Source organism: Flavimaribacter sediminis (assembly GCF_019492055.1).
GTDB lineage: Bacteria > Pseudomonadota > Alphaproteobacteria > Rhizobiales > Rhizobiaceae > Flavimaribacter > Flavimaribacter sediminis.
On record NZ_JAICBX010000001.1, the window covers coordinates 195,866 to 207,848 of the forward strand.

The window sequence follows — 11,983 nt, forward strand, 5'->3', positions numbered from 1 at the left end:
TTTTCTCACGATGGCCGCGAACAAATTCACGCTTTTGCGAGAGTGAAGTGAAGTGGGAGCGGATTTCGACCATGCCGCGACGTCGTCTCGCCAGCATCGAATTTATGTTGCAATATGCTTTCAATTCACCGCGTCTCGCACTACAAGCAGCCAAAATTCCGAGCAATCAGTTACGAGGAAACACGCGCGCCATGGCACGCCAGTTCATCTACCATATGGCCGGCCTCAACAAGGCCTATGGCTCCAAGAAGGTTCTTGAAAACATTCACCTGTCTTTCTACCCCGACGCCAAGATCGGCATTCTGGGTCCGAACGGCGCGGGAAAGTCCACCGTGCTGCGCATCATGGCGGGGCTGGACAACGAATTTACGGGCGAAGCCTGGGTCGCGGAGGGCGCGACCGTCGGCTATCTGCCGCAGGAGCCGCAGCTCGACGAAACGAAGACGGTCGCCGAGAACGTCATGGAAGGCGTCGCAGAGAAAAAGGCGATCGTCGACCGCTACAACGAACTGATGATGAACTATTCCGACGAGACGGCGGACGAGGGCGCCAAGCTTCAGGACATCATCGACGCGCAGAACCTGTGGGATCTCGACAGCCAGGTTGAAATGGCGATGGACGCGCTTCGCTGTCCGCCCGGCGAAAGCGCGGTCGACAATTTGTCCGGCGGTGAAAAGCGCCGCGTCGCGCTTTGCAAGCTGCTGCTCTCCCAGCCCGATCTGCTTTTGCTTGACGAGCCGACCAACCATCTGGACGCCGAAACCATCGCCTGGCTCGAAAAGCATCTGCGCGAATATCCGGGCGCCGTGCTCATGATCACCCACGATCGCTACTTCCTCGACAACGTCACCGGCTGGATCCTCGAACTCGACCGGGGCAGGGGCATTCCCTATGAGGGCAACTACTCCGCCTATCTGGAAGCCAAGGCCAAGCGGCTTACGCAGGAAGGCCGCGAGGAGGCCAACCGCCAGAAGGCCATGGCGCAGGAACAGGCCTGGATATCATCCAGTCCTAAGGCGCGGCAGGCGAAATCCAAGGCGCGTATTCGCGCCTATAACGAACTGGTGGACGCAGCCGACGATCGCCGCCCTGGCGATGCGCAGATCATCATTCCCGTCGGTGAGCGCCTCGGCAACCAGGTGATCGACGTGGAGGACGTCAGCAAGGGCTATGGCGAGCGGCTGTTGATCGACGATCTGAGCTTCAAGCTGCCGCCGGGCGGCATCGTCGGCGTGATCGGCCCGAACGGCGCCGGCAAGACGACGCTGTTTCGGATGATCACCGGTCAGGAAAAGCCCGACGACGGCGAGGTGACGATCGGCGAAACCGTCGATCTCGGCTATGTCGACCAGAGCCGTGACGCGCTCGACGCCGGCAAGACCGTCTGGGAGGAAATCTCCGGCGGCAACGACATCATCAAGCTCGGCAAGCACGAGGTCAATTCCCGCGCCTATTGCTCCAACTTCAATTTCAAGGGCGGCGACCAGCAGCAGAAAGTCGGCACGCTCTCCGGCGGACAGCGCAACCGGGTGCACCTCGCGAAGGTTCTGAAGCAGGGCTCCAACGTCATCCTGCTCGACGAACCGACCAACGATCTGGACACCGAAACGCTGGCCGCGCTTGAGGACGCACTGGAAAATTTCGCAGGCTGCGCCGTGATCATCAGCCATGACCGCATGTTCCTCGACCGGCTGGCGACGCATATCCTCGCCTTCGAAGGCGACAGCCACGTGGAGTGGTTCGAAGGCAACTTCGAAGATTACGAGAAGGACAAAATCCGTCGTCTGGGACCGGACTCCGTCAATCCGAAACGGGTCACCTACAAGCGGTTGACGCGGTAGGGGCTACTTTCCCATCGGCCGGGTGATATGCGACTGAGAAGCAAATTGCTGGTTGTATCACAATGCAATCAGTGATTTTCTTTTCATATTCAGTATTCATATCAAACGGACGTATATGCTGGAAAGAAACGAGGGAGCCTTCGGCCGCGGACAAACGCCGGCCAGGCATATCGGACGGTTCGAGGGGAATGCGTCCGAATATTTCGGAATATGGATCGTCAATCTTCTGCTGAGCATAGTGACGCTGGGCATCTACACCGCCTGGGCGAAGGTGCGTCAGCGTCGGTATTTCTACGGAAACACGATCCTCGACGGTCATTCCTTTGACTATCACGCCAAGCCGATAGCAATCCTCAAGGGACGCGTGATTGTCGTTGTGGCGCTTGTCATGTTCCAGGTGCTGAGTTCAATACAACCGTTCCTGATTCTGGTTTTGTTACCAGCCTATATTTTCCTTGCGCCGTGGGTATTCAATCGGGCGCTGACCTTCAATGCACGCGTGACGAGTTACCGCAACGTTCGCTTTCATTTCCAGGGGCGTTACCGACGAGCCTTGCTCGTGTTTATCGTCATGCCCTTCCTGACCGCCTTTACGTTCGGTCTGCTTTACCCGGTCGTATCCAAAATGACCCAGGAATATATTGGCGACAGCACATATTACGGCTCTGAAAAGTTTCACTGCCAGCCGCGGCTTGGGCCTTATTACAAGAATCTCGGCGCCTGTGTCACGGTCGCCATCGTTGTTCTCGCCGTGACGACCGGCATCGTCTTTACGGTGACGGCGATGCCCTTCTGGGATGGGCTCGTGGATCGATTGGCGGAAAATCAGGGTGGTTCGACTGGCGATCAAATCGATAACGCTTTCTCCCTCGGCATGTTTTTGATGCTTCTCGCAGTATATCCGGTGTTTATCCTTTCTTACATCGCCTACAGGGCGGGCGTTCGGAACATCACCTTCAACGCCACCACGATCGCCAACCAGCATCGTCTGCAGTCCGGTCTGAAAAGGCGCAGATATGTCTGGATCCTTGTCACAAACCTGTTCGCCATGATCTTAACGCTGGGACTTCTCAGGCCATGGGCCTCCGTGCGGACATGGCGCTACATTGTCGGGCATACCGCGGTGCTTTCCAAAGGACCACTGGATGATTTTGCCGACAAGGCCGGCGCCGAGGGCTCTGTAACGGCCTCGCAATTCCTGGATATCGAGGGTATTGATTTCGGACTTTAGCATTCGGCCATTGGGATGACGGACAGACGACCGCAGAGTATATCCGGCCGATACTTCGAGCCGAACAAAAGCAAGTCGCGGCCGGCGCTGCTTTCCCGCAGCGGCTCACGGCTTGAGATAGCCGTCGATGGCGGCCTTGTCGGCGCCTATTCTTCTGATCCCGAGATTTCGAGCCGGGTCGGAAACATACCGCGGCGTGTTACGCTTTCCGACGGAAGCGTGTTCGAGACGAGCGACAATGACGGGCTGGAACTTTTCTTCGGGCTCGACAGACATCTGTCTACGCGGTTCTTCGCACTTGAGAAACGCAGCAGATGGACCGCCCTGGTGGCCGTCGTGTGCATTGCGCTAGTGTTCTGCGTCTATCGTTACGGAATGCCTGTGGCAGCGCGCTTTGCGGCATCGGCTACGCCGGCGATCGTGTCGTCCGCGATCGATCGCGGCGCGCTTGAGACCCTCGACAAGGTGCTGTTTGAGGCCTCGGTTCTCGAAGTTCATGAGCAGGAGCGCATTGATGCGCTCTTTCGGACGATCATTGACACCGCCGGAAAGGATACAAATGATTTTCGTTTGCTGTTTCGCGACGGCGGCGCTATTGGCGCCAACGCCTTTGCATTACCCGGCGGCTCCATCGTCATTACGGACCAGATTGTTCAACTGACCGAAAACGACGACGAACTGGCCGGCGTTCTCGGCCACGAATTGGCGCATGTGGTCGAGCAACACTCTCTGCAACAGATTTACCGGGCAGTGGGTTGGGTTATTGTGGCGGGGCTTGTGGCCGGAGATTCCGGGCAACTGGTCGAGGAGGCCGTCGCCCAGGTGGGCGCTCTGCAGTCGCTTTCCTATTCCCGGGCATTCGAAACATCCGCAGACATTTACAGCGCCAGACTTATGCATACGCTCGGCCGCAACCCTCTTGCCTTTATAGATCTGCTGGAACGGGTCACGTTGGAATGCGGGCCATCCTGTGACCATTCCTCGCTGCTGTCGTCCCATCCCGGAACCGTCGACCGGCGTCGCGATATTGAGCAACTCGAGTTCGTTGACCCATAGATGACTGGTTGCGGGCTGAATTCGGCGTCGCTGTCTTTTGCTTTACACCGACAAACTGTACATAGATCACGTAATTGAAAGGACGCTTGTTATGGAAATCATTCCCTCGCGCAAGATCAACGGTACGGTCGCCGGCGTTTTCGCCGCGCTTGGCGACACGTTCACCACCGAGCCGGTGGACAAGCTGGAACTCAGCTATGAAGGCATCGCCGGCGATCATCACGCCGGGATCCTTCGCAAATCCGGATCGCGCGAGCCCTGGTATCCGCGTGGAACCGAGATGCGAAACGAACGGCAGCTCACACTCCTTTCGCCGGAGGAACTTGCCGAGGTTGCCGCGATCATTGAGATCGAGCGGATCGCGCCCGAATGGATCGGCGGCAATATCACGATTGACGGGATCGCCAGCCTGTCGATGCTGCCGGCCGCGACGCTGCTGTTCTTCGAGGGAGGCGTGACCCTCAAGGTCGACTTCCAGAACGGGCCATGCAGGATATCGGGAAACGCCATCGCCGATCACTATCCGGACAAGGACCGCACAACCCTGTCACTGGGCTTCGTGCCGGCGGCCAAGCGCAAGCGCGGTCTGCTTGCCTGGGTCGAGAAACAGGGCGTGATTGAGCCCGGTGAAAAGATGTACGCGCAACTCCCCGAACAGTGGATCTACACCGGCTGAAGACAGGCGCGCTGCGGAATCCGATTGCGCCACACAATATTGCTGTTGCGACACGTTTCGAAATCATATAAAGATATGTTTATGTGATTGAATGACGTCGCAGCGTTGATTGCAGGTTGAGACCCGGGTCCAGCCGATTGCCGCGACCAAAACGGGGAATCGATGCTCGACAGTCGGAAACTCAGCCTGGACAGGACTGTGGACGTGCTCAAGGCCGCTGGCGAGCCGACGCGCATGCGCCTGCTTGCGCTGATGCTCGAAGGCGATCTGACCGTCACCGACATGACGGAGATCCTCGGCCAGTCGCAGCCGCGCATTTCCAGACATCTCAAACTGCTCGGCGAAGCAGGACTGGTGGAGCGCTATCAGGAAGGCGCCTGGGCGTATTTTCGCCTCGCATCCGAGGGGCTTGCCGGCGAACTGGCGCGGCAGGTCATTCAAAGCGTTTCCCCCGCCGATGCGCTTCTGCAAAGGGACGGAGAGCGGCTGGAGGCGGTGAAGTCCGCCCGCGCCGCGCGCGCGCAGGAATATTTCAGCCGCAACGCGGCAAGCTGGGACGAATTGCGCTCCCTGCATGTCTCCGACGAGCAGGTCGAGGCGGCGCTGGTCGAGCTGGTCGGCTCGACGCCCTTCGATTCCATGCTTGATCTGGGAACCGGCACGGGACGCATCCTTCAGCTTTTTTCCGGCCTTTACCGGCGCGGCATCGGCGTCGACGCCAGTCGCGACATGCTGGCCGTCGCCCGCGCCCGTATCGACAGGGAAGGCGTGTCCCACGCCTCCGTTCGTCATGCGGATATTCTCAACCTGCCGCTTGATCGCGACTCCTTCGATCTCGTCACTATCCACCAGGTGCTGCATTTTCTGCAGAATCCGGAAGATGCGATTGTCGAGGCCGCGCGCATGCTTGCGCCCGGCGGGCGCATGATCGTTGTGGATTTTGCGCCGCACGAACTCGACAATCTGCAGAAGGAACACGCCCATGTTCGCCTCGGCTTTGCGTCTGACGTGATGTCAGGCTGGCTGAAGGACGCGGGGCTGACGGTTGAAAAGACAGTCAGCCTGACGCCTGGCAAGAACAGCGGCGAGAAACTGACAGTCACAATATGGCTCGCCCGCGATCCGCGCCTGCTGATCGCCGACGACGCCGCTCTCTCACACCAAGCGAAAGGAACTGCCTGATCATGTCCACACTGCACAGATCGGCCCCGGCTCTGCTCGGCAAAGCCATGAACGTATCGTTCGAATTTTTCCCGCCGCGCAGCGGTGACATGGAAAGCCAGCTCTGGGAAAGCGTCATGCGGCTGGCGCCGTTCAACCCGGATTTCGTATCGGTGACCTATGGCGCGGGCGGCTCGACGCGACAGCCGACGCTTGCGACGGTTCGCCGCCTTCTTTCGGAAACAGAGTTGAAGCCGGCGGCGCATCTGACCTGCGTGAACTCGACGCGGGATCAGGTCGACGCGGTCGCGCGCGAATTCTGGAACGCCGGCGTGCGGCACTTCGTGGCGCTGCGCGGCGATTCGCCAGACGGTATCGGCAAGCGCTATCGCCCGCATCCCGAAGGCTACGGAAACGCCGCCGAACTGGTGGCCGGGCTGAAGGCCTTCGCCGATTTCGAAATATCCGTGTCGGCCTATCCGGAAAAGCACCCCGAAAGCCCGGACTTCATGACCGATATCGACATGCTGAAGCGCAAGGTGGACAACGGCGCGACGCGGGCGATCACCCAGTTCTTTTTCGACAATGACAGCTATGAGCGGTATGTCGAGCGGGTGCGCCGGGCCGGGATCTACATCCCGATCGTGCCGGGCATTCTGCCGATCCACAATTTCGGTCAGGTCGCGGAGTTTGCCGGCAGGTGCGGCGCCTCGATACCGGGCTGGCTCGCGCAACGCTTCGAGGGACTGGACAACGATCCGCAGACCCGGGCGCTGGTTTCGGCCACCGTCGCGGCGGACCAGGTCATGGACCTCGTCGAACGCGGCGTGCAGGATTTCCATTTCTACACGATGAACCGGGCGCAACTCGTCTATGCGATCTGCCATCTCCTGGGGCTGCGCGCTCCGGTGACAGGAACCCCGGTGACCGGCAACGCCGCCGCGTAGCTGATTTTTTGAGTGGCCCTGAAACGAGGACGGGGGTGGCTTGCGCCACCCCCGTTTTACCTTCTGAAACTGTGGAGTCCGTTTTCGGACTCATGCCACCCATGTGTTCTTTTTAGAGAAACAGCATGACCAAGATGAACAAAAACGCTGCACCGATCATCAGGACATTCACCGATCGCGTTAGTCCCATAGCTGACCTCCTTGAGGTTTACAGCTGAATGCTATGATGGAACCAGCGGTGTTGAAAAGAAAATTTGTTGCTGCAATGCGATAACAATGGGCATAACCGCCCCTGCCAGCGGTGCTAACATCATGAAATCAATCGCGTTCCTGTGGCGCCAGAAAAATGTGGAACATGGGGACAGATTCACGGGTTTTTCGCAGGTGCGAATCGCGTTCGTGGCGATTTTGTGACACTTTTTTCACATCCACCGAGGAAAGATGATTCTGTAACGCGCTGAAATCATGCGTGAAATCTTCGCCTGTGAAGCAACCTTCCGTCGATAACCAGAAGTCCGGCCGCGATCAGGGCGAGGCCAAGCGCGGCGTGGATTGTGAGCGTTTCCCCGAGGAACAGGACGCCGAGCAGGATGGCGCTCGGCGGGACCAGCAGCGTGACCAGCGATCCGTTGGTTGCGCCGGCGTCCGCTATGATGCGGAAATAAAGAATATAGGCGACCGAAGTCGACAGCACCGCCAGAAGGATGACGGCGCCGACAACCTCGATCGGCGGAAAGGCGAGCGTCCATGGCTGGTCTATGATGCAAATCAGCGGGATCATGATGAGGGAGGAGGCGCTGAGTTGCCCCGTGGCGACGATCGTGGGCGCCACGCCGCGAAACGATTTGGCGAATGTCGCTGCAAATCCGTAGCTGATGGCCGCGCCGACAACGGCCAGTTGCGCCCAGATGTGGGCGTCAAAACCGGAGAGCGCCGACGGGCCTGTCAGAACCAGCATGCCGACAAGGCCCAGAATGCACCCCAAAGTCCTGGTCGTCGTCATCTTCTCGTCTTCGGTGACGACATTTGCGATAATCAGGGTCCAGAGCGGAGTGGTCGCATTGAGAATCGCCGCCAGGCCCGCGCCGATCTGCGTCTGGCCCATGAAGATCAGCGAAAACGGGATGACGTTGTTGATCGCGCCGAGAACAAGAAAGGAGCGCCAACGCGCGGCAAGTATACGAAAAAGCCCGTTTCGCCCGTGCAGGTAAAGATGGAGCGCGATCGCCGCCAGAACCACGCGCAGGAAAACAAGGGTCAGCGGCGGTATCCAGACAACGGCGATCCGCGCGAAAAAGAACGAGGCGCCCCAGATCAGCCCCAGGGTTACAAGCATCAGCCAGGTGGAAAGCGTCAATCGGTTTTGCATGAATCTCTCTTGCTTTGCGGAGTCTGACGTTAACCGAACCTTTAATTGAAACTATCCGCTTCTTGCGCATCAAATCGGGCGTTACTGATTTAAAGGCCATAATTAAAGCAACGAAATCATGCTTCTAAGTTACGAGGTCACTTGTCGCGCGCACAACGGCGTGCAAAACTTGCAAGTGTGCATCTGCGAAAGGAGCCGAAACCCGCAAGATGGATCATGCAGCCGCCGCCGAACATGCAGCACAGGGCGCCGCACTCAGCAATATCGCCTTTGTCGCGGCGATCGCGGGCCTCCTGGGACTGGGCCTGATCATACTGCGTCAGCCGCCGCTCGTCGGTTTCATACTTGCAGGCATGGCGCTGGGACCCACGGGTTTCGGGGTCATCCCAAGCTCCGCCTACGTCAATGTTCTGGCGGAAATGGGCGTTCTGGTGCTGTTGTTCTTCATCGGCATCGAATTGTCTCTCAAGGCCTTCGTGCTCACCCTCAAACAGGCGGTATTGGTGTGCGGCGGGCAGATCACGGCCGCAGTGTCTGTCGGGCTGCTGATCGGCTACGTGCTCGGCCTGTCGATTGCAGAGGGCGTCATTCTCGGTTTCATCATCGCGCTGTCCAGCACCGTTGTGGCGATGAAGATGCTGGACGAGATGGGCGTGCTGCGCGGCGAGGAGGGCAGGGTGGCGATCGCCGTGCTTATCGCCCAGGACCTTGCTGTCGTGCCGATGCTGGTCTTTGCGTCAAGTTTCGGAGGCGAGTCCGTCAACTACACGGTCGTGACGCTCAAGATCGTCGTCTCGGTGGGACTGCTCGGCGGGCTTTTGTGGTGGCTCGGATCGCGCGGGAAACTCCGCGTGCCCTATACGGAAAAGATCGAGCGGAATGTGGAGATCGTCGCGGTCGGGGCGCTGGCCATCTGCTTTACCGCCGCGTCTCTTTCGGGCCTTGCGGGACTGTCGCCGGTTTACGGCGCTTTCCTGGCGGGCATTCTGATCGGAAACTCGACGCTCAGAAGCCGCGTCATACCGGTCATCGAACCAATACAGAGCGTGCTCCTCGTCATATTCTTCCTGTCGATCGGACTGTTGATCGATCTGTGGTTCATCTGGGACAATCTTCTGATCGTGATGCTTGTTTGCCTGGTCGTGATCGCAGCGAAGTCGGTTCTGAACATAGCCCTCCTGCGTCTGACGGGTTCTGATCCCCGCACGGCGCTGGTCGCCGGCCTGTCGATGGCGCAGATCGGCGAGTTCTCTTTCGTGCTGGCTGCTGCAGGAATGAGCGCGCACATCCTGCATGACGACACCTATCGGCTGGCGATCGCCGTGACCGCCATATCGCTGCTGGTGTCGCCGGTCTGGGCGGGACTCATGCATCGCATCGAGGATCTCGCCGCGTCGCACATCATATCCTATCGCGTTGCGCTTCGCGAGGCCTATGCGCGCGAGATCGAAGAAATGCAGCGCGGCCGCATGGTGATCGATGTGGCGATATTCCACACGCGGCTACGGTACCGCGCAGTGCGGCTTGCCGTCTATCACCGCCGTGCCGCGCGCCAGGAAGCGGCGGCGAAAACGGATTCCGATCCGGAAATAGACGAAGCGGCCGAACCGCAAAAGACCGACGAAAAGGTCGATTGAGTTCTTATTGCAGTCGTGACAGCAGTTGCGGGGTCGGCCATGCGTCGGCGGGCATGCCGAGCCGAAGCTGTTCCTGCTGGACGGCGTTGCGCGTGCCGCTGCCGAGTATGCCGTCAATCTTGCCGACATCGTAGCCGCGCGCCTGGAGAATGGTCTGCAATTGCTTCATCTGGGCGTCGCTCAGTCCGGTTTCCGGGTTGCCGGCGTCATAGCGCTGGGCGCCGCCGAGACGGGTCGCCAGATAGGCGGCCGTCGTGGTGTAGATAAGCGACTGGTTCCATTCGAGATAGATCGCGAAATTCGGATAGACCAGGAATGCCGGTCCCTTGCGGCCCTGCGGCAGAAGCAGGGAGGCCGGCAGGGAGCCCGACGGGAAAGCGCCGTTGCGCGACTTAACCCCCATGGCCTGCCACTGGCTGACGGGAAGGGTCTGGTCAATGCCGGATTTCGACCAGTCGAGATTGGAGGGAACCGTGACCTCCTGCATCCAGGGTTCATTCGGCCGCCATCCGAGATGGTGGATGAAGGCCGCCGCCGTGAGAATCGCGTCCGGCGCGCTTTTCTTCAGGTTGACATGACCATCGCCGTCGCCGTCGCGGCCATAGCGAATAATGTCTTCCGGCAGCAGCTGCACCTGGCCGATCTCCCCGGCCCAGGCGCCGGTTGTCCTGGCCGGATCGAGGTCTCCATGCTGGACCATTTCGATCGCCGCGATCAGTTGCGGGCGAAAGAGTTCCGGCCGGCGGCAGTCATGGGCGAGCGTCACCAAAGCGTTCATGGTGTTGAAGTCGCCCTGGACCGCGCCGAAATCCGTCTCCAGCGCCCAGAAAGCGGTGATGACTTCCGGCGGAATGCCGTATTCCCGCTGGGCCTGCGCAAACACGTTGGCGTATTTGCCCATGTTCGTCTTGCCGTTCTGCATGCGGTAGCCGCTGACGGAGCGCTTTGAGAATTCCAGGAATGTCTGCTTGAAGACGCCCTGGGCCCGGTCGCGGCTCAGCACCTTCTTGTCGATGCGCGCGTTGGCGAGCGCCTGGTCGGCGACGCGCGGCGGCACGCCCTTGGCGACGGCTTCCTGTTTGACGCCGGCGAGAAAGGATCCGAGATCGCCCCCGCAGGTCTGCGCCTGTGCGATGCCTGTTGCGAACTGGCAGGCGAAGATCAGGACGGTTGCTGCGGCGAGTCTGTTCAGGCGAATCATGAATTCCTCCGGAAGGGTAGCGGTCTGTTTATCGTCGGATTGTGGCCGCACTCAGAGCGCGGAGGCGGAAACCCACTTGAGCCAGTCTTTGCGGTCGCCGGCAAAGACGTTGATGTCGGTGTCGCCCTGGATGCCGGGCACGATGCCGGTTCCCGTGTATTGCCAGAAATGCCAGTCGCGCTGGACATAGATGTTGTCGGGGTGATCGGCGACGGAGCGGACCCAGAAGGTGTAATCGGAGAAGTGACCCACCAGGTTGTCACGATGGAAATCCACCGTCGTGTAGATCATCGGCTTGCGGCCGTAATGCGCCTCGACGCGATCCATGAAGATCTTCATGTTCCTGCGCACCGTGGCCGGGTCGGGGCGTTTCTTGCAGGTGGGCGAAGCGTGGTTCCATTCGATGTCGAGCACCGGCGGCAGGGAGCCGCGTTCCTTCGGCGTGTTGCGAATGAACCAGGCCGCCTGTTTTTCGGGCGTCGTGCAGAAATAGTAGAAGTGGTATGCGCCGCGCGGAATGCCAGCTTGCCTGGATTGGCGCCAATACTCGTCGAAACGGTCGTCCTTCAGATCTCCGCCTTCGGTCGCCTTGATATATGCGAAGTCGATGCCGGATTTGCGCAGCTTGCGCCAGTCGATGTCCGCCTGCCACTTGGACACGTCGATGCCGTGCACCTCGTGGCGGGCCGGATGGTTCTTGCCGAAATTCTGCGGGTCCCTGTCGCCATAGCGCATCGGCGACGGCGCCGTGATGTCGTCGAAGCTGTATTCGTAGGTGGTGCATGCCGCCAGCATGAAAAGCAGGGGTGCGAATATGAGCGCGCGTCGACGCATGGCGAACCGTCCAATTCGGTTGGCGATAAC

The 11,983-nt window shown here is 59.6% G+C and carries 10 protein-coding genes; 7 read left to right on the forward strand and 3 right to left on the reverse strand.

Annotated features, from left to right (window positions below; all coding sequences use genetic code 11):
- The first annotated feature begins 191 nt into the window (after positions 1 to 191).
- The 6 genes from ettA (at position 192) to metF (ending at position 6,912) form a co-directional block, all read left to right on the forward strand.
- Positions 192 to 1,841 (forward strand): energy-dependent translational throttle protein EttA, encoded by a 1,650-nt coding sequence (gene ettA / locus K1W69_RS00915; RefSeq protein WP_220226452.1) that lies wholly within the window; start codon positions 192 to 194, stop codon positions 1,839 to 1,841.
- Between the two features lie 115 nt (positions 1,842 to 1,956).
- The gene (locus K1W69_RS00920) at positions 1,957 to 3,072 is read left to right on the forward strand and encodes a YjgN family protein (protein ID WP_220226453.1); all 1,116 of its coding nucleotides are present in this window, start codon (positions 1,957 to 1,959) and stop codon (positions 3,070 to 3,072) included.
- 15 nt (positions 3,073 to 3,087) lie between these two features.
- The gene (locus K1W69_RS00925) at positions 3,088 to 4,128 is read left to right on the forward strand and encodes a M48 family metallopeptidase (protein WP_220226454.1); all 1,041 of its coding nucleotides are present in this window, start codon (positions 3,088 to 3,090) and stop codon (positions 4,126 to 4,128) included.
- A 91-nt stretch (positions 4,129 to 4,219) separates the two neighbouring features.
- A complete protein-coding gene (locus tag K1W69_RS00930; protein WP_220226455.1) occupies positions 4,220 to 4,804 on the forward strand; it encodes an MOSC domain-containing protein in 585 nt (194 codons plus the stop codon).
- Positions 4,805 to 4,966: 162 nt separating this feature from the next.
- Complete coding sequence (locus K1W69_RS00935; protein WP_220226456.1) at positions 4,967 to 5,986, forward strand: ArsR/SmtB family transcription factor; 1,020 nt, start codon at positions 4,967 to 4,969, stop codon at positions 5,984 to 5,986.
- 2 nt (positions 5,987 to 5,988) lie between these two features.
- Positions 5,989 to 6,912 (forward strand): methylenetetrahydrofolate reductase [NAD(P)H], encoded by a 924-nt coding sequence (gene metF, locus K1W69_RS00940; RefSeq protein ID WP_220226457.1) that lies wholly within the window; start codon positions 5,989 to 5,991, stop codon positions 6,910 to 6,912.
- 463 nt (positions 6,913 to 7,375) lie between these two features.
- Here metF and K1W69_RS00945 read toward each other — a convergent pair whose 3' ends face one another.
- Positions 7,376 to 8,281 carry a DMT family transporter gene (locus tag K1W69_RS00945; protein WP_220226458.1) on the reverse strand — a complete coding sequence of 302 codons (906 nt, stop codon included), beginning with the start codon at positions 8,279 to 8,281 and terminating at the stop codon, positions 7,376 to 7,378.
- 209 nt (positions 8,282 to 8,490) lie between these two features.
- Here K1W69_RS00945 and K1W69_RS00950 point away from each other — a divergent pair, with 209 nt between their 5' ends.
- Positions 8,491 to 9,918: a cation:proton antiporter domain-containing protein gene (locus tag K1W69_RS00950; RefSeq protein ID WP_220226459.1), complete on the forward strand. Its 1,428-nt coding sequence runs from the start codon at positions 8,491 to 8,493 to the stop codon at positions 9,916 to 9,918.
- Positions 9,919 to 9,922: 4 nt separating this feature from the next.
- Here the strand turns inward: K1W69_RS00950 and K1W69_RS00955 are convergent, their stop codons facing one another.
- Entirely contained in the window at positions 9,923 to 11,119 is a 1,197-nt protein-coding gene (locus K1W69_RS00955) for a lytic murein transglycosylase (RefSeq protein ID WP_220226460.1), read from the reverse strand.
- 51 nt (positions 11,120 to 11,170) lie between these two features.
- Positions 11,171 to 11,953, reverse strand: coding sequence for a glycoside hydrolase family 25 protein (locus K1W69_RS00960; RefSeq protein WP_220226461.1), 783 nt, complete (start codon positions 11,951 to 11,953; stop codon positions 11,171 to 11,173).
- Positions 11,954 to 11,983: the final 30 nt, after the last annotated feature.

Bases quoted from the DNA above. Each gene is read 5' to 3' on its own strand.
- ettA (WP_220226452.1), top strand. From the start codon at position 192: ATGGCACGCCAGTTCATCTACCATATGGCCGGCCTCAACAAGGCCTAT.
- K1W69_RS00920 (WP_220226453.1), top strand. From the start codon at position 1,957: ATGCTGGAAAGAAACGAGGGAGCCTTCGGCCGCGGACAAACGCCGGCC.
- K1W69_RS00925 (WP_220226454.1), top strand. From the start codon at position 3,088: ATGACGGACAGACGACCGCAGAGTATATCCGGCCGATACTTCGAGCCG.
- K1W69_RS00930 (WP_220226455.1), top strand. From the start codon at position 4,220: ATGGAAATCATTCCCTCGCGCAAGATCAACGGTACGGTCGCCGGCGTT.
- K1W69_RS00935 (WP_220226456.1), top strand. From the start codon at position 4,967: ATGCTCGACAGTCGGAAACTCAGCCTGGACAGGACTGTGGACGTGCTC.
- metF (WP_220226457.1), top strand. From the start codon at position 5,989: ATGTCCACACTGCACAGATCGGCCCCGGCTCTGCTCGGCAAAGCCATG.
- K1W69_RS00945 (WP_220226458.1), bottom strand. From the start codon at position 8,281: ATGCAAAACCGATTGACGCTTTCCACCTGGCTGATGCTTGTAACCCTG.
- K1W69_RS00950 (WP_220226459.1), top strand. From the start codon at position 8,491: ATGGATCATGCAGCCGCCGCCGAACATGCAGCACAGGGCGCCGCACTC.
- K1W69_RS00955 (WP_220226460.1), bottom strand. From the start codon at position 11,119: ATGATTCGCCTGAACAGACTCGCCGCAGCAACCGTCCTGATCTTCGCC.
- K1W69_RS00960 (WP_220226461.1), bottom strand. From the start codon at position 11,953: ATGCGTCGACGCGCGCTCATATTCGCACCCCTGCTTTTCATGCTGGCG.